General features: G+C 48.9%; 23 protein-coding genes and 1 riboswitch. All 23 genes read left to right on the forward strand.

Annotated elements, in window-relative coordinates; translation table 11 throughout:
- The first annotated feature begins 121 nt into the window (after nucleotides 1–121).
- The 23 genes from AC1TPC_RS22255 to AC1TPC_RS22365 all read left to right on the forward strand — a co-directional run bounded on the left by AC1TPC_RS22255 (nucleotide 122) and on the right by AC1TPC_RS22365 (nucleotide 25,334).
- Entirely contained in the window at nucleotides 122–994 is an 873-nt protein-coding gene (locus tag AC1TPC_RS22255; protein WP_482068990.1) for an SPFH domain-containing protein, read from the forward strand.
- Between the two features lie 12 nt (nucleotides 995–1,006).
- A complete protein-coding gene (locus tag AC1TPC_RS22260; protein WP_482068991.1) occupies nucleotides 1,007–1,198 on the forward strand; it encodes a type II toxin-antitoxin system antitoxin in 192 nt (63 codons plus the stop codon).
- A 229-nt stretch (nucleotides 1,199–1,427) separates the two neighbouring features.
- A riboswitch (guanidine-I (ykkC/yxkD leader) is annotated at nucleotides 1,428–1,588 on the forward strand.
- A gap of 51 nt (nucleotides 1,589–1,639) precedes the next feature.
- Nucleotides 1,640–2,413 carry an ABC transporter ATP-binding protein gene (locus AC1TPC_RS22265; RefSeq protein ID WP_482068992.1) on the forward strand — a complete coding sequence of 258 codons (774 nt, stop codon included), beginning with the start codon at nucleotides 1,640–1,642 and terminating at the stop codon, nucleotides 2,411–2,413.
- An 18-nt stretch (nucleotides 2,414–2,431) separates the two neighbouring features.
- A complete protein-coding gene (locus tag AC1TPC_RS22270) occupies nucleotides 2,432–2,626 on the forward strand; it encodes a hypothetical protein (protein ID WP_482068993.1) in 195 nt (64 codons plus the stop codon).
- Between the two features lie 300 nt (nucleotides 2,627–2,926).
- Nucleotides 2,927–3,469, forward strand: coding sequence for a stage V sporulation protein T (gene spoVT / locus AC1TPC_RS22275; RefSeq protein WP_482068994.1), 543 nt, complete (start codon nucleotides 2,927–2,929; stop codon nucleotides 3,467–3,469).
- Between the two features lie 153 nt (nucleotides 3,470–3,622).
- Nucleotides 3,623–5,818, forward strand: coding sequence for a polysaccharide biosynthesis protein (locus AC1TPC_RS22280; protein WP_482068995.1), 2,196 nt, complete (start codon nucleotides 3,623–3,625; stop codon nucleotides 5,816–5,818).
- A gap of 884 nt (nucleotides 5,819–6,702) precedes the next feature.
- Nucleotides 6,703–8,193: a bifunctional methyltransferase/pyrophosphohydrolase YabN gene (yabN, locus tag AC1TPC_RS22285; RefSeq protein WP_482068996.1), complete on the forward strand. Its 1,491-nt coding sequence runs from the start codon at nucleotides 6,703–6,705 to the stop codon at nucleotides 8,191–8,193.
- Nucleotides 8,194–8,373: 180 nt separating this feature from the next.
- Nucleotides 8,374–8,646, forward strand: a complete 273-nt coding sequence (locus AC1TPC_RS22290) for an HU family DNA-binding protein (protein ID WP_053373361.1) — start codon at nucleotides 8,374–8,376, stop codon at nucleotides 8,644–8,646.
- Nucleotides 8,647–8,649: 3 nt separating this feature from the next.
- Nucleotides 8,650–8,940 (forward strand): RNA-binding S4 domain-containing protein, encoded by a 291-nt coding sequence (locus AC1TPC_RS22295; protein WP_169090051.1) that lies wholly within the window; start codon nucleotides 8,650–8,652, stop codon nucleotides 8,938–8,940.
- 101 nt (nucleotides 8,941–9,041) lie between these two features.
- Nucleotides 9,042–9,788 carry a DUF7847 domain-containing protein gene (locus tag AC1TPC_RS22300; protein ID WP_482068997.1) on the forward strand — a complete coding sequence of 249 codons (747 nt, stop codon included), beginning with the start codon at nucleotides 9,042–9,044 and terminating at the stop codon, nucleotides 9,786–9,788.
- 165 nt (nucleotides 9,789–9,953) lie between these two features.
- The gene (gene yabP / locus AC1TPC_RS22305; RefSeq protein ID WP_482068998.1) at nucleotides 9,954–10,241 is read left to right on the forward strand and encodes a sporulation protein YabP; all 288 of its coding nucleotides are present in this window, start codon (nucleotides 9,954–9,956) and stop codon (nucleotides 10,239–10,241) included.
- A complete protein-coding gene (gene yabQ / locus AC1TPC_RS22310) occupies nucleotides 10,238–10,846 on the forward strand; it encodes a spore cortex biosynthesis protein YabQ (protein ID WP_482068999.1) in 609 nt (202 codons plus the stop codon). Before yabP ends, yabQ begins: the two co-directional genes overlap by 4 nt.
- A gap of 8 nt (nucleotides 10,847–10,854) precedes the next feature.
- Nucleotides 10,855–11,163 (forward strand): FtsB family cell division protein, encoded by a 309-nt coding sequence (locus AC1TPC_RS22315; protein ID WP_482069000.1) that lies wholly within the window; start codon nucleotides 10,855–10,857, stop codon nucleotides 11,161–11,163.
- A 146-nt stretch (nucleotides 11,164–11,309) separates the two neighbouring features.
- On the forward strand, nucleotides 11,310–11,831 hold the full coding sequence (locus tag AC1TPC_RS22320; RefSeq protein WP_482069001.1) for a S1 domain-containing RNA-binding protein: 522 nt from the start codon (nucleotides 11,310–11,312) through the stop codon (nucleotides 11,829–11,831).
- Nucleotides 11,832–12,331: 500 nt separating this feature from the next.
- Nucleotides 12,332–14,824, forward strand: a complete 2,493-nt coding sequence (gene spoIIE / locus AC1TPC_RS22325) for a stage II sporulation protein E (protein ID WP_482069002.1) — start codon at nucleotides 12,332–12,334, stop codon at nucleotides 14,822–14,824.
- A 563-nt stretch (nucleotides 14,825–15,387) separates the two neighbouring features.
- The gene (locus tag AC1TPC_RS22330) at nucleotides 15,388–16,113 is read left to right on the forward strand and encodes a vWA domain-containing protein (protein WP_482069003.1); all 726 of its coding nucleotides are present in this window, start codon (nucleotides 15,388–15,390) and stop codon (nucleotides 16,111–16,113) included.
- On the forward strand, nucleotides 16,097–17,020 hold the full coding sequence (locus AC1TPC_RS22335; RefSeq protein WP_482069004.1) for a serine/threonine protein kinase: 924 nt from the start codon (nucleotides 16,097–16,099) through the stop codon (nucleotides 17,018–17,020). The genes AC1TPC_RS22330 and AC1TPC_RS22335 overlap by 17 nt, the downstream gene beginning before the upstream one ends.
- A gap of 41 nt (nucleotides 17,021–17,061) precedes the next feature.
- The gene (gene tilS / locus AC1TPC_RS22340) at nucleotides 17,062–18,474 is read left to right on the forward strand and encodes a tRNA lysidine(34) synthetase TilS (protein WP_482069005.1); all 1,413 of its coding nucleotides are present in this window, start codon (nucleotides 17,062–17,064) and stop codon (nucleotides 18,472–18,474) included.
- Nucleotides 18,475–18,525: 51 nt separating this feature from the next.
- Nucleotides 18,526–19,065 carry a hypoxanthine phosphoribosyltransferase gene (gene hpt, locus AC1TPC_RS22345; protein ID WP_482069006.1) on the forward strand — a complete coding sequence of 180 codons (540 nt, stop codon included), beginning with the start codon at nucleotides 18,526–18,528 and terminating at the stop codon, nucleotides 19,063–19,065.
- A 106-nt stretch (nucleotides 19,066–19,171) separates the two neighbouring features.
- A complete protein-coding gene (gene ftsH / locus AC1TPC_RS22350; protein WP_482069007.1) occupies nucleotides 19,172–21,172 on the forward strand; it encodes an ATP-dependent zinc metalloprotease FtsH in 2,001 nt (666 codons plus the stop codon).
- Nucleotides 21,173–21,518: 346 nt separating this feature from the next.
- On the forward strand, nucleotides 21,519–22,571 hold the full coding sequence (locus AC1TPC_RS22355; protein ID WP_482069008.1) for a BMP family lipoprotein: 1,053 nt from the start codon (nucleotides 21,519–21,521) through the stop codon (nucleotides 22,569–22,571).
- Between the two features lie 130 nt (nucleotides 22,572–22,701).
- Nucleotides 22,702–24,246 (forward strand): ABC transporter ATP-binding protein, encoded by a 1,545-nt coding sequence (locus tag AC1TPC_RS22360; RefSeq protein WP_482069009.1) that lies wholly within the window; start codon nucleotides 22,702–22,704, stop codon nucleotides 24,244–24,246.
- Between the two features lie 5 nt (nucleotides 24,247–24,251).
- The gene (locus AC1TPC_RS22365) at nucleotides 24,252–25,334 is read left to right on the forward strand and encodes an ABC transporter permease (protein ID WP_482069010.1); all 1,083 of its coding nucleotides are present in this window, start codon (nucleotides 24,252–24,254) and stop codon (nucleotides 25,332–25,334) included.
- Nucleotide 25,335 lies beyond the last annotated feature (1 nt).

Below are 25,335 nucleotides of genomic sequence, written 5' to 3' on the forward strand. Positions count from 1 at the left end.
AACCTTGTATTGTTGCGAACAGCAGAATGAAAAACTGAACAAAGATTGCTTATTTTTGTAAAAAGTGATATCATAATTATATCATAATAATATATAGCTGAAGATGAAGGAGCGGGGTCGGATGAACGAGAAGAAAGCCTGGTATGTGAGTGGGTATATGGCGTTGCTGTTAGCTGTAATCGCTGCTGGCGGAGGTATTTTTCTAATTATATCGGAAGCATCGAAGGAAAGCGGGTCGGGACTTATGATCGGCGTCGGTGCCTTTCTGGTGCTGCTGTCTGCGATTTGTCTATCCTCTCTTACGATTGTGCAGCCGAATGAGGCGAAGGTTGTTACGTTTTTTGGAACGTATATGGGCTCTGTGCTGGAGAGCGGTTTGTGGATGGTGCTGCCTTTAACGAGCAAGGCTAATATTTCGTTAAAAGTACGCAATTTCAATAGCCAGACGCTTAAGGTAAACGATGCGGAAGGAAACCCTGTCGAAATTGGCGCGGTTGTTGTGTTTAAAGTCATGGATACGGCAAGAGCGAGCTTTGACGTCGACAACTACGAAAGATTTGTAGAAATTCAAAGCGAGACGGCAATCCGTCATATTGCTGCTCAATATCCTTATGATGTATTCTCCGATGTCGATGCCTTGTCGTTAAGAGGAAATGCGGATGAGGTGGCATCTGAGCTTAACCGCGAGCTCCAAAATCGACTTGCAGTTGCGGGGGTTAAGGTACTTGAGACGCGTCTGACCCATTTGGCGTATGCCCAGGAAATCGCAAGCGCAATGCTTCAACGTCAACAGGCCATTGCAATCGTGGCGGCGCGTTCCAAAATTGTCGAGGGTGCTGTTGGGATGGTAGATATGGCTCTGCGCCAGCTTGCGGAAAATGGGATCACACTAGACGACGAGCGTCGTGCCGCGATGGTGAACAACTTAATGGTAGCGATCGTGTCCGATCGTGCCGCAACTCCTGTAATTAACACGGGAACCCTTTACGGCTAGAGGCCGATTATTATGGCAAAAGAGAAAAAAGCATTTCCGCTTCGCTTGGATCCTGATCTTCATCGTGCGCTGGAGCAATGGGCGACAGATGAATTTCGCAGCGTCAATGGGCACATTGAATTTTTGCTAAGAGAAGCGCTAAGCAAAGCAGGAAGGCTTAATAAGCCGAACAAGGCTGGCGGCAACGAAGAGGGCAATCCTTAATTTTAACCCTGACAAAGTAAAAAGCGAGCGATTATCGTGCATAGGGCGATAATCGCTTTTTTTGATGATCACCACGTTAAAATAGGCTGCGAATAAAACGAAAATATTTTTAATGTGATTAAACCTAACATACCAATTGACAAACCCGTGCAATCGGCACTATACTACGAATTAACGTTAGGTTTTATAACAAAAGAATATCGACTCTCGCAGAAGAATGACGCGGGAGCAACAAGCTGTCTAGGGTTCCGTTCGAACGATTTGCAGCACTCGAAGCGTATCGGGTGGGCATACAAGTTTGAGTTCTGGTCCGAGAGATGGCGTATAGCAAGCGGTTTCCTTAATCGGCGCCTAGGCTGTATAACACGGAAGGATAAAAGCCTGGGAGAATCTCTCCCAGGCTATTCATTTTTTTGTATAACAAATTTTGGGAGTGATCTTATGCTGGCTGCGAAATCGACAAACGGAACCATTGAGATTCAGGGATTGCAAAAAGTGTATGAGTCGAAAAAAAGTCGATTTGAGGCGCTTCGCGACATCGATCTGACCATCGGAGAAAATGAATTTCTTACGATTGTAGGGCCATCCGGCTGCGGCAAATCGACGCTGCTTCGGATGGTGGCAGGTCTTGACGAGCCAAGCGGCGGATCACTCACGGTAGATGGAGAAGACATAATAGGGCCAGGCGCCGACCGTGGCATGGTGTTTCAAGGCTACACCCTCTTCCCATGGTTGACCGTGCGTGAAAACATTGAGTACGGACTTAAGCTCAAAGGAGTATCCATTCTGGACCGCCGAAAAATATCGAATTATTTTCTAAAGGTCATCCGGCTGGAGTCATTCGACAAGGCTTATCCAAAGCAGCTTTCGGGCGGAATGAAGCAAAGGGTTGCGATCGCTCGCGCGTTAGCCAATAGGCCAAAGGTGCTCTTAATGGATGAGCCGTTCGGCGCGCTTGATGCGCAGACGAAGCTCGAGATGCAGGAGATGCTGCTGGAGGTATGGGAGAAGGAGAAGACAACGGTTCTCTTCATTACACATGATATTGATGAAGCGATTTTTTTATCGCAGCGCATTGTCGTTATGGGAGCAGGCCCTGGCCGTATTTTGAAGGAGTTCCGCGTGGAGCTGCCGGAAGGACGCACACCAGAGGTGCGCGAGCATCCTGATTTTCTGTCCTTGAAGCGTGAGCTTGCACAACTGCTCAAGCATTAATTAGACATAGGGGGAATAATGATGACTAAAGCTGACATGAACAAAAAATCTTTCGAGCAAGAAAGTGTTGAAACCGCCGCGACCTCCATCCCTAAATCGAGATCAAAGCTTTTAATGGTGCTTGGCATCATCGCAACCGCCATGTTTTTTCGACATCCTGCAGCTCTCTCCGGAGCGGCAGGATGTTTTCTAATTAAAGTGCCGAAGCGCTGAGCGGTCATTAGCTTTGATCAAAAGCTTCTTGTCAACATGCAAGCAAATGGAGGAAATGGGGCATGCTGAAAAAGGATAATAAGGAAGCGGGAACATGGAGGCGTGATGATGCATGATGCCTTTTCACAAAGAGATGGAACGTTTGGCTGAAACTGTTGTCCGTGCATAAGAATTTGGGAGCGGATGAATACTATGGTCAGATTCAAAATCTTTTGAAGGATGTTTCTTCTTCGTTATAAAAAAGCTCAGTCTGAGTATCCAGTCGATTCAAAATCCTCTAGGAAAGCGGGGCAACAAGAAATGAAAGCAACTGGAATTGTACGTCGCATTGATGATCTCGGGCGTGTGGTGATTCCGAAGGAGATCCGCCGTACACTGCGTATTCGCGAGGGTGACCCTCTAGAAATATTTGTAGATCGTGATGGCGAAGTGATTTTGAAAAAATATTCTCCTATCGGCGAGCTTGGCGACTTTGCCAAAGAATATGCAGAGTCGTTATTTGAGGGTACGAACCATGTTACATTGATCACGGACCGGGATACGATAATCGCTGTTGCCGGGGCCTCCAAGAAAGAGCTGCTCGATAAGCAGGTGGGGGCAGTTCTGGAGAGCTGTATGGAAAACCGCAGGACGATGGCAGAAGCAAACGGCGGCGCATTCGAGATAGTTAAGGATTTGCAGGAAACGTACAGCTCATTCGTCATCGCACCGATCATCGCCGGCGGCGACCCTATTGGCACCGTTGTGCTGCTCAGCAAGGATGAGTCAGTGAAAATGGCTAATATGGAAACGAAGATGGCCGAGACGGCAGCAGGATTTTTGGCCAAGCAGATGGAACAATAGCACAAGTGCAAGCAAATGAAAGCAGCAATAGCGAGGAATATGACAGCTTCTTTGATCGAGAGAAATCTCGATTAAGGAAGCTTTTTCAAGGTTTGCGATTGTAAGGTATAATAATACCAAAATCAATCGATGGATAGGCAGGAGCGTGGGAGGATGAGCCGCAAGCCGAGGGGAAAAGAGCATGCAGCGGAGTTGCTCAAGCTTGTGGACGGGCGTAAAGCGAGTATGGCTGAACGTAAAGCAAGTACAAGTGGGCGTAAAGCAAGTACGACAGGGCATGAAGTGAGTACGGCTGGGGATAGAGGATTGCCTTCTGAGGCTGAACAATTGACTGGGGCAGCGGAAGGGCTGCAGCTGAAGGGAAAACAATTGACTGGAGCAGCGGAAGAGCTGCCCTTTGAAGGGCGAGTGCAGGCTAGCCGCGGCTCAAAACGGCTTCTGCTGAACGGCGTTGTCCTTATGGCGGGTGCGGCTTTATTGTCTAAGCTAATTGGCGTTTTTCAAAAAATTCCACTGCAAAATTTGGCCGGAGATCGTGTATTTGGCATCTACAATGCCGTATACCCGTTCTATCAGCTGGCGGCTGTTCTAGCGACGGCTGGCTTGCCAACGGCAGTGTCTCTCCTGATCGCAGAGAGGCTGCGGAAAGGAAATGATCCTGAAGGCGTTAGACGAACGTTATTTGCGGCATTGCTGCTGCTTGGGATAACGGGAATCGTTACCTTTGGCTTCATGTGGGCGGGAGCGGGACATGTCGCAATCTGGATCGGCGATGCTCATACGGCTGGAGCCATTCGCTCAGTCTCGTTTGCGCTGCTGTTGGCACCGTTCGTAGCAGCATTGCGCGGCTATGTGCAGGGGCTAGGCAGGATGGGGCTGTCCGCTGCCTCGCAAATCGTGGAGCAAATGATGCGAGTTGGCGTTATGCTGCTCGTGCTTGCGATGAGTTGGTCGGCGGGTTGGGCAGACGCTTCCGTCGCGTCTGGTGTAATGAGCGGCTCGGCGTTTGGGGCATTCGCTGCTTTGCTCGTCCTTGCTTTATATGTATGGCGGAATCGTCGCCGTAAGCGGGATGCACCTAAAGCTGGGGCACTCCGAGCTGAAATGAAAAAGCTTGCAGCTATCGCGCTTCCGGTTGCACTTGGGGCGGTTGTTGTTCCTGTTCTAGGAGTCGTAGATGCCTTTACGGTTCCGAGATTGCTTCAGGCAGCGGGAGCATCCGAAGCTAACGCGATGGCGTTGTTTGGTGTATATAGCCGTGCGCAGCCGCTTGTGCAACTGGTCGTTATGGTGGCTGGAGCGGCAGCTGCTGCGCTTGTGCCTGGCATTGCGCTTGCGCGAATGCGCGGTGCTTATGGACAGCTGCGCGTACAGCTTTCACTTGCCGAGCGAGCGGCATGGTCAATCGGCGCGGCGGCAGCTACCGGCTTAGCGCTTCTTGCTGAGCCGCTTAATGTAATGCTGTATGCCGATTCAAAGGGTACGATAGCGTTTGCTTTGGTCGGCTGCACCGCGCTTGCCGGCAGTGTGAACGCGGTAACAGCGCCCGTGCTGCAAGGGCTTGGCGCTGTGCGAATTCCGGCAGTGCTGCTGCTTGTTGCGGCGCTGCTCAAGGGTGTTCTTAACGCAGCGCTCGTTCCTGCGTACGGCATCGAAGGAGCGGCCATTGCCGGCGTAGCGGCATTAAGCGCGGCAGCTTTGCTGGGCTCGATCGCGGTGCGGTATATGGCGGCTAGAGCAGGGGCTTCACTTGCAGGGAGCTGGGGAGCGGAGCGGAGTGTTGAGCGAGCTTCTAGGGAAATGAAAGAAAGTGTGGATGCGAGTGTAGGAGAGAAGTCGTCTGGTAAGGTGAGTGAGCGGGAGGAAGGTCGAGCGTTTGAAATGGCGAGTGAGCAGGAGAAAGGGCGAGCGTTTGTAGGAGTGAGCGAGGGTGAGCGGGAGGAAGAGCGTGCGTCTGAAAAGGCGAACGAGCAGGAGAAAGGGCGAGCGTTTGTAGGAGTGAGCGAGGGTGAGCGTGAGAACGGGCGAGCTCCTGCGAGGATGCAAGGGCGAGGGCCGGCGATTGGTCGCGCGGCCATAGGCACGGGCTTTGCACTCGCGGTGATGGCCGCGGTGCTTGTTGTCGCCGAGCGAGCGCTGAGCGCTGCGCTAGGCGGACTGCCGCCTCGGGCGGCAGCAGCTGCGCTTGCGCTGACGTGCGTAGCCGTCGGCGCTTGCGCCTTTGGCGCCGCGGCTTTGCGCGGCGGCGCTGTTAGCGCGCGCGAATTGCGCGCGCTTCCGGGCGGCGGCGTATTGGCCGCCCGACTGCGGCGCTGGCGGCTTATTCCGCCAGCGAGGGATGAGCGCTAGTATAGGATTGCTAGCGCTTGAGCATGCAGTGTGTCCACTTTTTAGTCTAGCACCACAGACATATCAGTAAGAACACATACGTTCTTACAGTCAAGGATTGGCTAGAGTTTGCTGCCTATAAGCACAAATTTGTGCTTACAGCACCGAACAATCACCCAAACATGGCGACAAAATCGCCGTAAGAACACATACGCTCTTACAGCCAAGAATTAGCTAGAATTTGCTGCCAATAAGCACAAATACGTGCTTACAGCACCGAATAATCACCCAAACATGGCGACAAAATCGCCATAAGAACACATATGCTCTTACAGCCAAGGATTGGCCGTAAATTGCAGCCTATAAGCACAAATACGTGCTTAAATCACCGAATAACCACCCAAACATGGCGACAAAATCGCCATAAGAGCACATACGCTCTTACAGCCAAGGTTTATCTATAATTTGCAGCCTATAAGCACGGATACGTGCTTACAGCACCGAATAATCACCCAAACATGGCGACAAAATCGCCGTAAGAACACATACGTTCTTACAGCCAAGGTTTAGCAAGAATTTGCAGCCTATAAGCACAAATACGCTCTTAAAGCATCGAATAATCACCAAAATGAGGCCCAGCCTACTCCATACGAAACATTTTTCACGCGAGGATATTGATGTTTCGTACGATTTGGTCCATTATTACTTTTGGTATTTGCTATTTCACTCGCATTCAACGATGCTGCTTACATAACGATTGCTCTAAGCTAGTTTCAAGCTTGTAGGATTTTGCTTTTGTATAACACTCTCATGTTCGTCTTTACTTGTGCTTCTTCTCAAAGCACATCTTTATTACTCTAGTCCACGCCTTACATGTATTTACTCTCAAAGGAGGCCTATCTCACATGGCAGCTTCACAACTTACTATCGTCGGACTAGGCTCGGGCGATCCCGATCAGTTGACGCTTGGCGTATGGCGCAGACTGCAGGCGGCGAAGCGCATATTCGTGCGTACGGCGCAGCATCCCGCGATGTCGATGCTTCAGGAAAATGGCATCGCCTATACTTCATTCGACACACTATACGAGCAGTTCGAGTCTTTTCCAGACGTATACAAAGCAATCGCGGAGGCGCTTATTGCCGAAGCAAAAAACACCTGTCCTGACGAGTCGCTCATCTACGCCGTTCCCGGCCACCCGATGGTAGCCGAGCGCACGGTACAGCTGCTGCGCGAGCAATGTCCGGATTTGGGCATTGACCTGCAAATTATCGGCGGCGAGAGCTTCCTTGATCAAGCATTCGTCAGCCTCGGCATCGACCCGATCGAGGGCTTTGCGCTGCTTGATGCGGCAGACCTTCAGTCATCTCTGCTTCAGCCGCAGTTGCATACTTTAATTGGCCAAGTGTATGATGCTTTCACGGCATCGGATGTTAAGCTCGCCCTTATGGAGCGCTATCCCGACGACTACGAGGTTGTTGTTGGACATGCCCTTGGCGTTGCTAACGAGCAGCAGATCATTCGCGTTCCGCTATACGAGCTTGATCGTACGCCGGGCTATGGCAATCTATCGCTTATCTGGGTGCCGCGCTCTGACGATGCGGTGCTGCGCAACCGCTCTTTCGAGCGATTGCACGAGATTGTCGCGATCCTTCGCAGCCCGGAAGGCTGTCCGTGGGACCAGGAGCAAACACATCAGTCCCTTCGCAAAAATTTTATCGAAGAGCTCTATGAAGCGCTGGAAGCGATCGATAACGATGATCCGGACGGTATGCAGGAAGAATTCGGAGATGTTATTCTGCAAGTGATGCTTCATAGCCAAATGGAAGAAGAGACTGGCGCATTTTCTGTCTATGATGTGATACAATCACTTAACGAGAAACTTATTTTCCGCCACCCGCATGTGTTTGGGGATCAGGATGCTAGCAATTCGCAAGAGGCATTAGTCAACTGGGAGCAAATGAAGGCCGAGGAGAAACGCTTGAAAGGAACCGATGTGAACCGTCCTTCGGTACTCGATGGCATTCCGCCCGATCTGCCAGCCCTTATGAAAGCTTATAAGCTTCAGAAAAAAGCTGCTAAGGTAGGCTTTGATTGGGACGAGCTGGATCCCGTGCTCAGCAAGATAGAAGAAGAGCTCGCAGAGCTGCGCGAAGCGATTGCTTCAAAGTCCGAGGAGGAGCAAGCCTCGGAGCTTGGCGATTTGCTGTTTGCGGTCGTCAATGCCTCGCGCTTCATCCATGCCGACCCGGAAGAGGCGCTTTCTCGCACGAACAAAAAATTCCGCAGTAGATTTGCATATATTGAGGAACAGCTTCGTATAAGCGGGAAGCAATTTGACCAGACTGATTTAACAGAAATGGATCGTTGGTGGGAAGAGGCTAAACGTCAATTGTAGCTGTCATTTCGTCATGAATCGCCTTTTTTCCGCAACAATCGCAAAAAAATTTCAAATAGCGGCAGGATTTATTTGCTAGAAGGCAGAATAAGTATTCTTCGTGAGAGTAAGAATTGAAAGTAAAGGCGGCGCTGCTAGCGTCGACCACAAATAACGGTAACGAATTAGGAGGATTTTATAATGAACAAAACAGACTTGATCAACAACATTGCAGAAAAAAGCGGTTTGACTAAACGTGACGTAGAAGCAGTTCTTAACGGCTTCTTGGGCGAAGTAACAGATGCACTTGCAGGTGGCGATAAAGTACAATTGATCGGCTTCGGTACTTTTGAAACTCGTAAACGTGCTGGACGCACTGGCCGCAACCCGCAAACAGGCGCTCCAATCGAAATCTCGGAAGCAAAAGTTCCTGCATTCAAAGCAGGCAACAAATTGAAAGAAGCTATCCAATAATCAATGCGATTAGATAAATTTCTTAAGGTATCCCGGCTGATCAAGCGCCGTACCGTTGCGAAGGATGTCTCCGAGCAAGGGCGCGTATGGATCAACGGCCGCGAAGCGAAAGCAAGCAGCGCCGTAAAAGTCGGTGATGAGCTCCAAATCCAATACGGTCAAAAAATCGTAACCGTGCGCGTTGAGCGCATTGCGGAGACGACCCGTAAGGATGAAGCCGGAGAGCTGTATACCTTGGTGAAAGAAGAGCAACGCCCGCGCGAGAACACACTTGAGTGGGAACAGCAGCAATAAAACCCAGACTGCCTGCAAGATAAAAACTTGTAGGCAGCCTTTTTTTGTACATATCTGTTTCAAAATGGCTATTAATGTTTATATACTCGGAGGACTAATCCATGAATCATCTTCAGCTCCCTATTCCGGAGTATCGACGGAAAGGTTTTTATTTGCTTGGCGACGCGTTCGCTCTTTTTTTCAAGCATGCTGCTCCTATTCTTTTCTTTGTTGCTGTTATGGCGGTTCCGGTCGAGGCGATCAAAAACTACTATTATTTTGATCCCGAAAGCGATTATGGTTTTCTTGATTCGAATTCGCGATGGGATGGTTTTATTGGGCTTATCTTTTTGAGCGCCATTACTCCAATGATTGTCCACTACTTACTCGGCCAAATGACAGCGACAAGCACCGGTATTAAGACTTCTATACTGTGGGGTATGCGCAAATGGGCACGAATGATTACGAACAGCTTTTTGCAAAATGTCATTTTTTTTGCAGGAATTATTATGCTCGTTGTGCCTGGCTTGATATTTGCAGTATGGCTGATGCTGATGCCTATTTTTGTATCGGTGGAGGATACCTCGAGGAGCAATCCGCTGATGGAATGCCGGCGAATGGCGCGCGGGCGCTTTTTTAAATTCGCAGGGTATGCGCTGGGCGGTTACGCGTCAGCCTTCGTTATCAGCATGCTCATTGTTTTACTCTCATTAGTCATACCGAACGAATCCTGGATCACTAACACTATATTTGATGTAGCGGTCGATTGGGTCAGTGAGCTTGTTACAGTCGTTTTTCTGCTGGTCTACTTGCAAGTGAAGACAGAAACCCGCGACTTGTCTCTGGAAACTGCTGATCTAGCAGAATAGGTTCTAATTCTCGTCCTTACCCCATAAGCTAGTCTAAACATATAAGACAGGATAAGCCTCGCGCTTATGCCCTGCTTATATTAAATGCGAAACGTATGCCGCGCCGCCACTGGACGGCGGTAGCCGTTTACGCCTAGACATGTTAACGAAGCGGAGGACGAGTCTATGGTTGACCAAGGCAAGGGGCAGAAGTATCAGGAAGTGAAAATGCTAAATCGCAAGCTGCTGGAGCTTACAGGCGTCGTGAACGTGGAAAGCTTCGACAGCGAGGAATTTTTACTTGAGACAGAGCTTGGCTTCTTGGCGGTAAAGGGCCAAAATTTGCATATGAAGCATCTTAGCCTCGAACAAGGTCAGGTGGCAATTGAAGGGCTCGTCCATTCGCTCGCCTATTTGGATGGAAATAATACCTCTTCAAAATCAAAAGGGCTGTTCGGGAAGCTATTTAAGTGACGCTTAGTATGCAATGGTTGACGATGGCAGTCATGCTGTTATCGGGCCTTGGCATGGGAACGGTGTTCGATGGCTATCGGGTCGTGTCGAATGAGCTGAAGTTCCCGCGCTGGTGGCTGCCGGTGCTTGATGTCATCTATTGGATGGCGGCGGCTTTAGTCGTCTTTCGGGTGCTGTACGCTAGCAACAATGGCGAGGTGCGGGCGTACGTTTTTATTGGACTGGCCATCGGAGTCGTTCTTTATTATCTATTATTAAGCAAAATCGTTATTGTTGTCGTTAAATGGATCATCGGAGCAGTGCGAAATCTCATTGCTATTGTGCTCAAATGTCTCGAGATCCTTATCGTGAAGCCGATTTTGCTGCTCTACAAGCTGGTTATGGTTATTTTTGCATTTGGGTCTGCGCTCACTATTTTCGTATTAAAAATTGTGGTACAATTGGTTCGTCCATTTTGGAAATTGTTTGTTTGGATGGCAAGGCCAGCTATTCGTCCGCTTGGACGCTGGCTGTCGCCCTATATAACCAAATGGCAATTAGCCGGGAGGCTTAGCAAAATCGGACTACTAATTGCCCAATTGTGGAGCAAATGGTTTAGGAGGTAGTACCGCTCATGGCAACAGCTGCTGTAAATAAGACGCAAGGGAATGCTGGCACGAAACGTCGCTTCAAGCTATGGATGATGTTTATTGTGTTATTTATGGGCTGGGCGGCGTATACTATTTTTGGCCAAATGCAGCAGAAAAACGCCACTGGCGTTAATCTAAATACAATTCAAGGGCAGATTGAAGCGTCTTCCAAAGAAACAGAGGCACTCAAACGTCAAATTGAACGATTGAACGATCCAGAATATATCGAACAGCTAGCAACGAAAGAGCAGGGCATGGTTAAGGAAGGCGAGCAGCAAATTTTCAGTGATTAAATAGGGCTTCAAATCGGGTGAACGTCTGTTGACCTTACTTGAACGGTTCGGTTATAATCACGTTAATAGCGTTTTCGCAAAACATAGCATATGCTTATGAACTCAGTTTTGCTTCGCATAACTTTTAGGGAGGAACATTTTATTTTATGGCAATTGAAGTGGGCGCTAAGTTAGAAGGAAAAGTGACAGGCATTACGCATTTTGGGGCATTTGTCGACTTGTCGGGAGGTGTCACGGGTCTTGTTCACATTTCGGAAATTGCTGATAATTACGTCAAAGACGTGAAGGATCACCTGAAAATCGACGATGTCGTGAAAGTAAAAGTGATCAACGTGGACAAAGACGGAAAGATCGGACTTTCCATTAAGCAAGCCATTGACCGGCCAGAAGGCCAACCAGCGCCACAACAACGCGAGCGTCACAGCGGAGGCGGCGGTGGAAGCACTGGCGGTAGTGGTGGTGGTGGCGAACGTTTCAACCGCGGCGGCGGAGGCGGTGGTGGCGGCGGACGTCCCTTCAACAAGCAATCGTCTGGCAGACCGGCATTCGGTAAACCGTCATTCGAGGATAAAGTGTCACGTTTCCTGAAAGACAGCGAAGAGCGGATCTCCTCTTTGAAGAAGAATACGGAGGGCAAACGCGGCGGACGCGGTGCCAAGCGAGTATAAGCTGAATCGTCATAACATTATTTAAGAGCAGAACCTTATAGGTTCTGCTTTTTTTGCGTGCAAATGAACGGATTTTGACATTCAGATGGTAAGCGCTTACTATTTGCTGTCGAAGCGGAACGTTAATCCTGATAAATGCTGGTGAATAAATGGTAAAGCATCTGATTGGCACGGTCATTGTCGTTTGTGAGCCTGCTAGAAGCTGGAAAAAAATACTTTTCTCGTATACTCCATCAATACCGACAGGTTACTACGTGAATTCGCCAATATCTGGATGATAAACAGCACATATTTTGTTGTCGGCTCATTGCTTCAAGGCGGCGGTCCAGACGAGGCAAATCCATACGGGGCATATGTTTGACCGCTTGTTGACAAGGGCAGGAGCGCCAATTATTTTTGTCGGAAAAAAAATTTAAGCGTATTACGTTAACTGACAAACTTCATGCGGACAACCTCCTATAATGAAAAACACATTACATTCGGAATGGTGGTGTCTGCTCATGGAAAAGGAAAACGCGGTTGTGCTTCCAGGTGTGAAACGGACAGGTCTGGCTCAAACGATGTTGCAGAAAGGTCGGGAATGGGCCGCCGCACGGCGATTCATACAAGTCATTTTAGCCAAAAAGTGGACATTCTTACTTGTAGGTGTAGCCTTCTTGCTCGGAAGGGCGGTTATACTCGAATCGCTTATGCCTTTTGCTATCGCTTATTTCGCAGTTATTTATTTTATGAGAAGGGATATTTACCCATGGGTGGCGATATCCTTGGTTGCAGGAAGCTGGCTGGCCGCCGATCCGGCGCCGATGTGGATTGCGATGGAAATCGCGGTGCTGTTTCTATTTCTGAAGGGCTTGGAGGCATATGAGAAGGCGGAGCTGTCGTCGGCGCCGATTCTGGTGTTCGCCTCAACGCTATTGGTGCAGATGTTCAGCGTATTTATAGGGGACGAGCTTAGCTGGTATAATTTTATGCTCGTCGTCGTGGAAGCAGCACTCGGATTTGTGCTTACGCTCGTGTTTATACAAGCGATCCCCGTTCTAACGATGACTAAAAAATCTGCCTCGCTCAAAAACGAAGAAATTATATGTTTGATGATTTTGCTCGCTTCTGTCATGACGGGGGCGGTCGGATGGGTATTCTACGGCCTGTCGGCAGAACATGTCATGTCCAGATATATGCTGCTGCTGTTTGCTTTGGCAGGCGGCGCCCCGCTTGGCGCTTCGGTCGGTGTTGTTGCAGGACTCATTCTAAGCTTGGCTGACTTTGGTGCAGTCGTTCAAATGAGCTTACTCGCGTTTGCGGGATTGCTGGCTGGCTTGCTGCGTGAGGGCGGCAAAATGGCAGCGGCATTTGGAATGTTGCTTGGGACATCGATTTTATCCATATATGTAGGGAGTCAGGCTGATGTGATGAGCTCCACCTGGGAGTCAGTATCGGCAGCCATGCTGCTTATGCTGACGCCGCGAAGCATGATTCGCACGATCTCGCGCTATGTGCCGGGAACGAATGAGCATGCCAAGTCACAGCATGAGTACGCGAAGCGGGTGCGTGAGGTGACAGCGGACCGCGTATCGCAATACTCGGACGTGTTCAGCCAGCTGTCGCGGAGCTTCGGCCAGCTTAACAGCAGTGCAACGACCTTGAACAGAGAGGATGAGATCAGCCATTTTATGAATGCGGTTGCCGAGCGCAGCTGCTCCAGCTGTCATAGGCAAAACGCATGCTGGGAGGACAAGTTTTTCCATACGTACAAAATGATGACCGATATGATGACCACAGTAGAGGAGGATCGTGTACCATCTGCCAAGGAGATACCGCGGGCTTGGTCAGCGCACTGTGTTAAATCCTCACAGGTGCTAACGGATATGACGCAGCAGTACGAGCTTTATCAAAATAATATGCATTGGAAGAAGCAAATATTCGACTCGCGCAGACTTGTTGCAGATCAATTGCAGGGCGTGTCGCAGGTTATGGAGGATTTGGCAAAAGAAATTAAACGAGAGGGGCAGACGCTGCATTTGCAGGAGGAGCAAATTCGAGAGGCGGTGGAGGGACTAGGCTTATCGGTGCAAGGGATCGATATTGTAAGTCTGGAGGAGGGAAATGTAGATATAGAGGTCTATCACTCGTTTGGACAAGGGTATGATGAGTGCCGCAAAATTATCGCGCCGCTGCTTAGCGATATTTTGGGCGAGCATATAGCGGTTAAATCAGAGAGTCCGCCAACGAGAAACGGTGAGCCAACGCTTGTTGCCTTCGGCTCGGCTAAGCAGTATGAGGTGGAGACTGGCATTGCAGGAGCGGCTAAAGGAGGCGATTTGCTGTCTGGAGACAGCTTTAGCATGGTTGAGCTTGGAAATGGTAAATTTGCTGTTGCGATTAGCGATGGCATGGGCAATGGCGAGCGGGCGCGGCAGGAAAGCAGCGCGGCATTGTCTATTTTGCAGCAGCTGCTGCAGTCCGGCATGGATGAGAAGCTGGCAGTGAAGTCCGTCAATTCCGTGCTCTTATTGCGTTCTTCCGATGAGGTGTTCGCTACCGTCGATTTGGCGATCGTTGATTTGTATACGGCGCAGACGACGTTTATGAAAATAGGGTCAACCCCAAGCTTTATTAAACGAGGAAGTGAGGTCATTCCGGTCACGGCAAACAATTTGCCTATTGGCATTCTTCAAGATATTGACGTCGATTTTGTATCCATGCAAATGCAGTCCGGCGATACGCTCGTTATGATGAGCGACGGCATTTATGATGCACCGGGCCTTGCCGTTAACAAGGAGCTATGGATGAAGCGCATTATAAGCGAGCTGGAAACGGATGATCCGCAGGAAATGGCGGACGCGCTGCTAGAGAAGGTGGTTCGCCATCATAATGGCGAGATCGTTGATGATATGACGGTGCTCGTAGCGCGGATCGATAAGCATTTGCCGGAGTGGGCGTCCTTCCGCTTTCCTGGCATTACGCGCATGGAGCGCCCAAGGACGGTGAGCTAAAAAGTATTACTTCGTAATATTAAGTAATCCTAAGTAGAGAGGTGGGCGGATATCGGATCTAATCATTAAGCAAGCTGAAGCCTTTTGTCTGTCAGCTCAATTGCAGCTGGCGGCCAAACGGCTTCTTTTTGTTGCTTGTTTGACCTAATTGAAGTTGGGAAATGAAACAACAACCGTTGCACACGGTGGTTATCTCACTGTAAGGTGTATATATCCATATCTTCCATCTCTGAAACAGAAGCGTTTCATCTATTTATTGACCTTATAGAATTAGCTGATGAATGATATAGTGGAAGTGAATACCTGCCATCATGCGATGGTGGCGTAATGCTGTCTGCCGTTTGCTTGCAAGTATTGATCTTTTTACTAGTCTAGCTGTTTATCCCTCTCAAAAAAGGCAAAGCTAATAGGAAGGCTGAGGCGAAGCCTACGCTTACGATGCTGTGTTTGTTACACAAACACTTGAGCCTACGCTTACGATGCTGTGTTTGTTACACAAACACTTGAGCCTACGCTTACGAAGCAGTGTTTGTTACACAAACACTGGAGGAGGGTAAACAATTATGAAGCAAATATTATTAATAACGGATGGCTGCTCCAATGTGGGGCTGAGTCCGGTCGTAGCGGCTGCGCATGCGCATTCGGATGGCATTTCCGTTAATGTGGTAGGTGTGCTGGATCATGGCGATGTGGGCGAGCTTGGTGCTGCGGAAATTGATGAGATTGCGCGTGCAGGCGGCGGACTAAGCAGAATGGTGAATACGCGCCAGCTATCGCAGACGGTGCAGATGATGACGCGCAAGACAGTTGTGCAGACGATTCAGCTGGCGGTGCAAAAGGAACTCAAGCAGGTGCTGGGCAATGGATCGATTGAGGCGCTTCCGCCTGATAAGCGGAGCGATGTCGTTCGCGTAATCGATGAGCTGGGGGAGACATCAAGCTTGCAGGTGGCGCTCCTTATTGATGCTAGCGCAAGTATGAAGCCAAAGCTGGCTGCGGTTGAGGAGGCCATACGCGATTTGATGCTTAGTCTGCAGGCTAGGCAAGGAAAAAGCGAGATTTCGGTCTTTCATTTTCCAGGCTCAAGACATGGGGATGATTGCGTGATGGATCTAGGCTGGACAAGTCATCTTAATGGCGTGCAGGGCATTTTCCCGAGGCTGCAAATGGGCGGAACGACACCTACGGGTCCTGCGATTATGCAAGTGATTGATTTTTACCGCAAGGGAGATTATGGTAAGAAGAGCAGAGATGAAACGGATGGGATGATGAGTGACTACGTCGTTTAAGGTTGATCTTCGCCGCGGCATGGTGGTGACCGGCAAGTGGAAGCAGGGACGGTACCGGGTTGAGAGGTTGCTTGGTGAGGGCGCAAACGGTAAAGTATATCTCGTACAGCGCGATCGCAGCTGGTATGCCTTGAAGCTTGGTCTCGATGCGATTGATCTGCAATCCGAGATTAACGTATTGCAGTCGATCGCCAAGCAGAAGCATCACGGGCACGAAACCTTTCTTTTTGACGTGGACGATTTGTACGGGCCGGATGGACGGGAATATCCTTTTTATATTATGCGGTATGTGCTTGGCGCAACGCTTGGCGACTACTTGAAGCAAAACGGCTCGGAGTGGTTTCCGCTTGTGGGCCTCAACCTGCTCGGCAAGCTGGCGAAGCTGCATCAGGCGGGCTGGGTGTTTGGCGATCTAAAGGTGGAGAATGTGATGGTGGCCGATTACGGGCATGTCGAGCTGGTTGATTATGGCGGCGTAACAGCGGCAGGCAAAGCGATTCGCCAGTTTACGGAAATCTATGACCGCGGCTACTGGAACGGAGGCTCGCGTTCGGCTGACCCGAGGTACGATCTATTTTCCTTCGGCGTTTTGTGTATTCAGCTGCATGAATCGAAGCGGCTCCATCAGCTGACATTGGAGCTTTTGCCGCAAAATCGTTCAGAGAGCGATCTGATTCAGATTGCGGAATCCAGCCCGGCACTAAAGCCGGTAGCCGGATGGCTGCGCAAAGCCTTTGCAGGCCAGTTCGCCGATGCCGGCGAGGCATCTGAAGCTTGGCGATCCTTAATGCATAGACGGGATACGCACAGGCCTTCCGCTACGCCGGTGTGGCTGAAAGGGCTTGTTGCCGCATCAGCGGTGCTGCTCGGAACATCGGTTTATTGGTTGCTGCGAAATGTGCTGTGAGATCAGCCATGAGCAGGGAAGTGAAGGTGAGGGTAATACATATGAATCTGGGGAACGAACTTGAGAAAGCGGCAGCGGAGCGCGGGCTATGGTCAACGGGCGATTGCATCGTAGTAGCGGTATCCGGCGGTCCGGATTCCATGGCGCTGCTCCATTTGCTGGCCGCTTCTGCGAAGGAAAACGAATTAACGATCATTGCGGCTCATGTGAATCACGGTTTTCGCGTAGAAGAGTCGGCGCATGAGCTGATGGTCGTTCGGGCATTCGCGGAGGAGCTTGGAGTCGTTTGCGAAACGGTCACATTCGACATGCCTACTTATATAGAAGAAACACGTTTGAACGGACAGGCTGCTTCTCGCGAGAGACGATATTCATTTCTGCATGAGATTGCAGCGCGTTACGGAGCCTCGCGAATTGCGCTGGCCCATCATGCTGACGATCAAGCAGAAACCGTGCTTATGAGGGTTATACGGGGGACAGGCTTAACCGGGCTAGCTGGAATTCTTAGCAAAAGACGTGAAAAAAACGTGGAACTTATCAGACCGCTGCTGCGTATGAAGAAGTCAGACCTTCTACGTTACTGCGAAGAACATCATATCCCGTACTGCACGGATAGCAGTAACACAGAACGCCATTATTTCCGAAATATTATTCGGTTAGATATTTTACCGTATTTATCTCGGCATAATCCGCAGCTATCCCAATCGCTTCAGCGGCTTGCTGAGGTAGCAGGGGCGGAAGACGAGTGGATGGAGAAACAAACCGAAGCGTTATTCGCGCAGCTCGTTACGCTATCCCCCAATGAATGCTCGATTAGCTGCATCGATTTGCACGGTCTCCACGTCGCTTTACAAAGGAGATTGATTAAACTAATATTAAGTTATCTTTCTAAAGAAACGGAAAAGATATCCTTCGAGCAGATTGAGACGATGCGGCTTGCTGCTTCCGCTAATGCGCCAACAACTTGGCGAATTGATGCCGGTGCCGGTATTCGCTGCGCTCGTGAGTACGATATGATGCGATGGCTTCAAGTCCCGCAGCATTCGTCAGACGATGCGAGCGCCTATTCGTGTGAGGTAGGAAGAGATACAGCCAGCTTGAAAGTCGAGCAAAGCGGATGGACATTTGCGTTTTTCCATGCATCTGCAGAAGATAGCCACAAGCCTGCTTCACGCTATGAAGCTTGCTTCGATGTTTCAGAGTTAATGTTTCCGCTCGTCATTCGAAATCGGCGGCCGGGCGACAGAATTCAGGTTTTAGGATTAAATGGTTCGAAAAAAGTGCAAGATATGTTCGTTGATGAGAAAGTTGCTCCGCTGAAGCGGGAGACGTATCCATTGCTGTTCGATGCAGCAGGGAAATTGCTCTGGATTCCGGGCATTCGCAGATCAAGTCACGCGCTTACGGAGGCGCACACAGAAGGTGTGCTTTTCATAAGGGCAGGCAACGAATAAGAAGCACTGGTACACTCATAAACATAGTTAAGGCGTAGGGGGATTTCTACTTTGCAGAACGATATTCAAGAAGTATTGTATGACGCGCAGCAAATTGGCGACAAGGTAAAAGAGCTTGGTGAAACACTAAGCAAAGATTTTAGCGGACGCAATCCGCTCGTTATTTGCGTTCTTAAGGGCGCATTTATTTTTATGGCGGACTTGGTGAAGGAAATGACTGTACCGCTTGAAATTGATTTCATGGCCGTATCAAGCTATGGGCAATCGACTAAATCGTCTGGCGTTGTCAAAATCATTAAAGACCTTGATGTTTCGGTCGAAGGCCGCGATGTTCTGATCGTTGAGGACATTATCGACAGCGGACTAACGCTTAGCTATCTAATCGATGTTCTTGAGCGTCGCAATGCGAAGTCGGTCACCGTCGTTACATTGTTTGATAAACCTGCTCGCCGTACAGTGGAACTAGAAGCGGATTACAAGGGCTTTACGCTGCCGGACGAGTTTGTTGTCGGTTATGGACTGGATTTTGCAGAGAAATATCGCAATCTTCCTTACATTGGCATTTTGAAGCCGCAGGTTTATGAGAAATAAAGAAATAATAGCGATTCACCCGTACATGCCCTTCTCCGTACACCTCTATTGTTATGGAAAGTCATGCTATGGTAAAATATTTTAAGCGTCTGAGAGGAGGTTGGGGATGAATCGGATCATCCGTAATACTGGTTTTTATTTAATTATCTTTTTGGTGACCGTTGGGATTTTTCAATTTATCAGCAGCCAAAATGACACGACAGTTGGATTGCGATATGACGAGCTACGTGCTGCAGTTGAATCAGGCAATGTGAAAGAACTGAGTGTCAAGTATGAGAATCAAACTTATTTTGTTTCTGGTAAATATAATACAAAGCCTGCAGGCGCGGAAAGCGACCAATTTGTATCTAGGGTCAGCGTCAAAGCGGAGGAGAAAATCCTCGCATGGCAGGAGCAGTTCGGGTTTAAGCTTGAAAGCAAGGAAATGGATCAGCCAAGCATTTGGCTTACATTCCTCACTTCCATCATCCCGTTTGTCATTATCTTTGTCCTGTTCTTCTTCTTAATGAATCAAGCTCAGGGCGGCGGCGGCAAAGTGATGAACTTTGGCAAGAGCAAAGCGCGGCTTTATGATAATGAGAAGAAGCGGATTACATTTGAAGATGTCGCTGGCGCAGACGAGGAGAAGCAAGAGCTCGTTGAGGTTGTAGACTTCTTGAAGGATCCGCGCAAATTCAACCTGGTAGGCGCTCGCATACCGAAGGGCGTATTGCTCGTTGGTCCTCCAGGTACAGGTAAAACATTGCTTGCTCGCGCAGTAGCAGGGGAAGCAGGCGTGCCGTTCTTCAGCATTTCCGGTTCCGACTTCGTAGAGATGTTCGTCGGTGTCGGCGCATCCCGTGTGCGTGACTTGTTTGAGAATGCGAAGAAAAACGCTCCATGTATCATTTTTATCGATGAGATTGATGCTGTAGGTCGTCAGCGCGGCGCCGGTCTTGGCGGCGGTCATGATGAGCGTGAGCAAACGCTCAACCAATTGCTCGTTGAAATGGACGGCTTTGGCGCTAACGAAGGCATTATTATTATTGCAGCAACGAACCGTCCGGATATTCTTGATCCGGCACTTCTTCGCCCAGGCCGCTTTGACCGTCAAATTACGGTTGATCGTCCAGACGTGAAAGGCCGTGAGGCGGTTCTTAAAGTACATGCTCGCAACAAACCGCTTGCGAAGGACGTTAAGCTTGAAGTTATCGCGAAGCGTACAACTGGCTTCAGCGGTGCTGATCTCGAGAACTTGCTCAATGAAGCAGCTCTTCTAGCTGCTCGTCGCAACAAAAAGGATATCGCTATGGTTGAGGTTGATGATGCGATTGATCGGATTATCGTCGGTACGGAGAAGAAGAGCCGTGTTGTCAGTGATCGCGAGAAACGGATTGTTGCTTACCATGAGGCAGGACATACCATTGCAGGCTACTTCTTGGAGCATGCGGATATTGTCCACAAAGTTACTATTATTCCTCGCGGCCGCGCTGGCGGATACGTCATTATGCTGCCGAAGGAAGATCGTATGCTTGTAACGAAGCAGGAGCTTCTTGATAAAATTACGGGCCTTCTCGCAGGTCGCGTAGCGGAAGAGCTGTTTATTGGTGAAATCGGAACGGGCGCATACAGCGACTTTAAACAAGCGACTAGTATCGTTCGTGCAATGATTATGGAATACGGTATGAGCGATAAGCTTGGACCGATGCAATTCGGCAGCTCGCAAGGCCAAGTGTTCCTAGGCCGCGATATCGGTCATGAACAGAACTACTCCGATGCGATTGCCTACGAGATTGACCAAGAAATGCAATCCATCATTACCGGCTGTTACGACCGTGCAAAGACGCTATTGTCAGAGAAGAGCAAGGAAATGCATTTGATTGCTCAAACGCTGCTTAGCGAAGAAACGCTTGAGCTCGAGCAAATTAAACGATTGGTTGAGACTGGTTCTTTGGAGGGCGGCCCGTCGTCTGACGGAGCGGCAACAACAACGGAATCAACGGTAGAACCTATCGTGGAGACGGTTGGCGATGTGAAGGTGCGCATTCAGACTCGTGAGCAGGATGAGATTAAAGCTCCTTCTCTTGAGAAACGCGACAACCCGAAAGATCCGGATAAGACCGAGTAGATTTTTGATATTGAAGCGTGCTGTAGTCGTTCTGCTACTTGTAAAGAGTAGCAGTACGACTTTTTTTTCTTTATTAATGTTCGGATTTAGCCTATAATACGGGTATAAACCTTTGACCTAAATTGGAAAATCTAACATGAAGGTTTGCTGTTATTGGCCAATATGTTACATATATGTTACGTAATATCCTTATCAGTGATTTAATGTTATATAACCTGACTCCAAATCATTGACGTATATTTTTTTGTAACTATAATGAAATAATAGCGGCCAGAAACAGCAAGAATAAGAAAGTATTCAGGGGTTGCAAGGCTTTACCTAAATTTGAGCAAGGGAGAGAACACGCATGAAAAAAACATTTAGCTTTATGCTCGTTATGATGATCGCATTGACACTTGTGTTGTCAGCTTGCGGAGCGAAGAAAAACAATGAGGGCGGCGCAGGCACAAACACAAATGAGGGTGCCAAAGTAGAATCCGATGGTACGGGTAAAGATTTTAAAATCGGTATGGTAACTGACGTCGGCGGCGTTCATGACAAATCGTTTAACCAAAGCGCATGGGAAGCTCTACAGAAAGTAACGGCTGAAACAGGCGCAGAAACGAAGTTCTTGGAGAGCAAAGGCGAAGCAGACATGGAGCCGAACTTGAACAGCTTCGTTAAAGAAGGATACAACCTGACTTGGGGTATTGGCTTCTTGTTCAATGACGCGCTTAGCAAAGTGGCAAAAGAGAACCCAGATGCAAAGCTGGCTGTTATTGACAGCGTAATTGAAGCGCCAAACGTTGCTTCGATTACATTCGCTGAGCATGAAGGCTCTTTCCTAGTAGGTGTTGTTGCAGGTCTTATGACTAAAACAAACAAAATCGGCTTTGTAGGCGGCATGGAAATTCCGGTTATCAAACGTTTTGAAGCAGGCTTCGCAGCGGGCGTAAAAGCAGTTAAGCCAGATGCGACAATAAAAGCTGAGTATACTGGCGACTTCGGTAAGCCTGACCTTGGCAAATTGTCTGCAGCGACTATGTACGACTCTGGAATTGACATCATATTCCACGCTGCCGGCGCTACAGGCAACGGTGTGTTCAATGAAGCAAAAGCTCGTAAAGATAACGGCGATGACGTTTGGGTTATCGGCGTAGACAAAGACCAATCGCTTGAATTCGGTGATGAAATCACGCTTACGTCGATGATGAAGGGCGTAGATGCAGCGGTTCATAAAGTTTCTAAAGACCTGATTGCAGGCAACTTTGCTGGCGGAACAACTCAAGAGCTTGGTTTGAAAGACGATGCAGTAGGTTTGCCGGCAACAAGCAAGAACGTTCCTGCTGATGTGCTTGCAAAAGTAGATGAATATAAAGCAAAAATCGTTAGCGGCGACATTAAGGTACCGACTGAATAGTTTCCTTTATCCAAAGGTATCCTTTGATTAAGGTTCGTATGTCGATGTATCAGACAAGACCGGCTTCGGCCGGTTTTTGTCCTTTTTTTTGTGGTTTAGTCAGCGTTAGAAAACCGGGGAGATGATGAGAATGGACCGGAGTTTGACAGCAGTACAGTTGAAGGGTATTACAAAACGCTTCCCAGGCCTCGTTGCAAATGATTCCATTAATTTTGAATTAAAAAAGGGCGAAATCCATGCGCTTCTAGGTGAGAACGGCGCGGGTAAGTCGACGCTTATGAACATTTTATTCGGATTATATCAGCCGGATGAAGGTGAAATTTGGATTAATGGCGAGCAGACTGTCATAGAAGGCGCGTCAAAAGCCATTGATTTAGGCATCGGCATGGTGCATCAGCATTTCAAGCTGGTACAGCCTTTTACAGTTGCTGAAAATATTGTCCTTGGCAATGAGCCTGTCAAAGGTTTGAAAATCGATTATAAGCTGGCAAATGAGAAGGTTCGGGCGATCTCCGAACGTTATGGTCTAAAGGTAGATCCTCAGGCGCGGATTAAAGATATTACGGTAGGTACACAGCAGCGGGTCGAAATTTTGAAAACGTTGTATCGTGGTGCGGAAATTGTCATTTTCGACGAGCCGACTGCCGTTCTAACCGTACAGGAAATCGAAGAGTTGATCGAAATCATTCGCAATCTGGCTGCAGAAGGCAAGTCGATTATAATTATCACGCATAAATTAAAAGAGGTTATGGCGCTTGCCGACTCTGTAACGGTTATAAGACGAGGCAAGGTTGTCAAAACCGTCAGTACAGATGAGACGAATGAGCAGCAGCTTGCTGAGCTTATGGTAGGCAGGGATGTGTCCTTCGAGGTCAAGAAGACGAAAAACGAGCCAGGCAAGGTTGTCCTTTCGGTTGATGATTTGCAAATGAAGGGCGAGCATGGCAAAAATGCATTGAACGGCACCAGCTTTAACATTCGTGCCGGAGAAATTGTCGGCATAGCCGGTGTTGACGGCAACGGTCAAAGCGAGCTTATCTATGCGATTACCGGCATGCGAAAACTAGATGGCGGCAGCGTGAAGCTGAATGGCCGTGATATGACGAATCTGTCCCCCCGCCAAATATCAGTTGCAGGCGTAGGCCACATTCCGGAGGACCGGCATAAGCACGGTTTGGTGCTTGATTTCTCGGTTAGTGAAAATATGATTTTAAATACTTACTTTGAGCCGGAATTTGGCCGCTCGATGTTTATTGACTACGATGCGATGGACAAGCTGGCTGACAAGCTCGTAACGGAATTTGATGTACGCTCGTCAGGTATCCATACTCATGCGCGCGCACTCTCTGGGGGCAACCAGCAAAAAGCGATTATCGCACGCGAGCTGCATAAGGATCCTGATTTGCTTATTGCTGTGCAGCCGACACGCGGGCTCGATATTGGCGCAATTGAATATGTGCATAAGCGGCTGGTACAAGCCCGCAATGAGGGGAAAGCGATCTTGCTCGTATCCTTCGAGCTTGATGAGCTTTATGCTTTATCCGATCGGATAGCGGTCATGTACGAAGGCAAGCTAATGGGCGAGGTTGACGCTGAGCGCAGAGATGATCAACAGCTTGGTTTGATGATGGCTGGCAATAAGTCGGCCGTTGCTGCATCAGAGGGGAGAGGATAGCGTATATGGAAACATTAAAGAAAATATTTAATAAATCTTCTATCCTTATTCCAGGTGTGGCGATCATACTCGGGCTATTGATCGGCGCTATTGCTATGCTAGCTGGAGGCTACAATCCTATTCTGGCTTACAGCTCATTGCTGGACAAGCTCTTTAGCACGCCTTACAACATGGGCGAAGCCGTTCGGGCGATTACTCCATTGATCTTTACGGGTCTTGCGGTTTCGTTCGCTTTCCGTACTGGACTTTTCAATATCGGGGTAGAGGGACAATTTGTAATGGGCATGACAGGCGCAACGATTATAGGCGTTCTGCTCGACTTGCCTTGGTATATCCATGCTCCGCTTGCCATTATTACGGGAGCTGTATTCGGTGGGCTATGGGCGGCAATTGCCGGATATTTGAAAGCAAAACGCGGCGTCAACGAAGTTATTTCTTCCATTATGCTGAATTGGATCGCCTTGTTCTTGTCTAATTTTATTATTGCGAAGTTTCTGGTCGAGAAGGGTCAGCAGAAATCGATGGCCGTTCATGAATCGGCAATGGTGAAGATTGACTGGCTTATTAAATTGACGGACAACGCTCGGATGCACTGGGGAACGATCATTGCACTCATCTGCATCGTCGTGTTTTATATCGTGCTTTGGCGTACGAAGCAAGGCTATGAGCTGCGCGCCGTTGGACATAATCCCGATGCGGCACTGTATGCGGGGATGAATGTTAAATTAACGATGGTTAAATCGATGTTTATAAGCGGTGTGTTTGCCGGCCTCGGCGGCGTGTTTGAAATTTTGGGCGTGTTCGGCAACCAGACGGTTATGGCTGCTTCACCGGGATACGGTTTCGATGGCATTGCGGTAGCATTGCTTGGCGGCAATACGCCAATTGGTGTACTTCTTGGTGCAATCTTGTTCGGCGGCCTCAGCTACGGCTCGGCAGGCATGAGCTTTGGCGCTGGCGTTCCGCCAGAGGTTGTGCGCATTGTAATCGGCGCCGTTATTTTCTTCGTTGCTTCGCATGGATTGGTGAAGTGGTTCTTGAAGCCTTTTCTAAATAAACGTGCAAGCAAGCGGAAGGAGGCGGTGTAGA

Source organism: Paenibacillus sp. Y280, from assembly GCF_056786335.1.

Bases quoted from the DNA above. Each gene is read 5' to 3' on its own strand.
- AC1TPC_RS22255 (WP_482068990.1), top strand. From the start codon at position 122: ATGAACGAGAAGAAAGCCTGGTATGTGAGTGGGTATATGGCGTTGCTG.
- AC1TPC_RS22260 (WP_482068991.1), top strand. From the start codon at position 1,007: ATGGCAAAAGAGAAAAAAGCATTTCCGCTTCGCTTGGATCCTGATCTT.
- AC1TPC_RS22265 (WP_482068992.1), top strand. From the start codon at position 1,640: ATGCTGGCTGCGAAATCGACAAACGGAACCATTGAGATTCAGGGATTG.
- AC1TPC_RS22270 (WP_482068993.1), top strand. From the start codon at position 2,432: ATGATGACTAAAGCTGACATGAACAAAAAATCTTTCGAGCAAGAAAGT.
- spoVT (WP_482068994.1), top strand. From the start codon at position 2,927: ATGAAAGCAACTGGAATTGTACGTCGCATTGATGATCTCGGGCGTGTG.
- AC1TPC_RS22280 (WP_482068995.1), top strand. From the start codon at position 3,623: ATGAGCCGCAAGCCGAGGGGAAAAGAGCATGCAGCGGAGTTGCTCAAG.
- yabN (WP_482068996.1), top strand. From the start codon at position 6,703: ATGGCAGCTTCACAACTTACTATCGTCGGACTAGGCTCGGGCGATCCC.
- AC1TPC_RS22290 (WP_053373361.1), top strand. From the start codon at position 8,374: ATGAACAAAACAGACTTGATCAACAACATTGCAGAAAAAAGCGGTTTG.
- AC1TPC_RS22295 (WP_169090051.1), top strand. From the start codon at position 8,650: ATGCGATTAGATAAATTTCTTAAGGTATCCCGGCTGATCAAGCGCCGT.
- AC1TPC_RS22300 (WP_482068997.1), top strand. From the start codon at position 9,042: ATGAATCATCTTCAGCTCCCTATTCCGGAGTATCGACGGAAAGGTTTT.
- yabP (WP_482068998.1), top strand. From the start codon at position 9,954: ATGGTTGACCAAGGCAAGGGGCAGAAGTATCAGGAAGTGAAAATGCTA.
- AC1TPC_RS22315 (WP_482069000.1), top strand. From the start codon at position 10,855: ATGGCAACAGCTGCTGTAAATAAGACGCAAGGGAATGCTGGCACGAAA.
- AC1TPC_RS22320 (WP_482069001.1), top strand. From the start codon at position 11,310: ATGGCAATTGAAGTGGGCGCTAAGTTAGAAGGAAAAGTGACAGGCATT.
- spoIIE (WP_482069002.1), top strand. From the start codon at position 12,332: ATGGAAAAGGAAAACGCGGTTGTGCTTCCAGGTGTGAAACGGACAGGT.
- AC1TPC_RS22330 (WP_482069003.1), top strand. From the start codon at position 15,388: ATGAAGCAAATATTATTAATAACGGATGGCTGCTCCAATGTGGGGCTG.
- tilS (WP_482069005.1), top strand. From the start codon at position 17,062: ATGAATCTGGGGAACGAACTTGAGAAAGCGGCAGCGGAGCGCGGGCTA.
- ftsH (WP_482069007.1), top strand. From the start codon at position 19,172: ATGAATCGGATCATCCGTAATACTGGTTTTTATTTAATTATCTTTTTG.
- AC1TPC_RS22355 (WP_482069008.1), top strand. From the start codon at position 21,519: ATGAAAAAAACATTTAGCTTTATGCTCGTTATGATGATCGCATTGACA.
- AC1TPC_RS22360 (WP_482069009.1), top strand. From the start codon at position 22,702: ATGGACCGGAGTTTGACAGCAGTACAGTTGAAGGGTATTACAAAACGC.
- AC1TPC_RS22365 (WP_482069010.1), top strand. From the start codon at position 24,252: ATGGAAACATTAAAGAAAATATTTAATAAATCTTCTATCCTTATTCCA.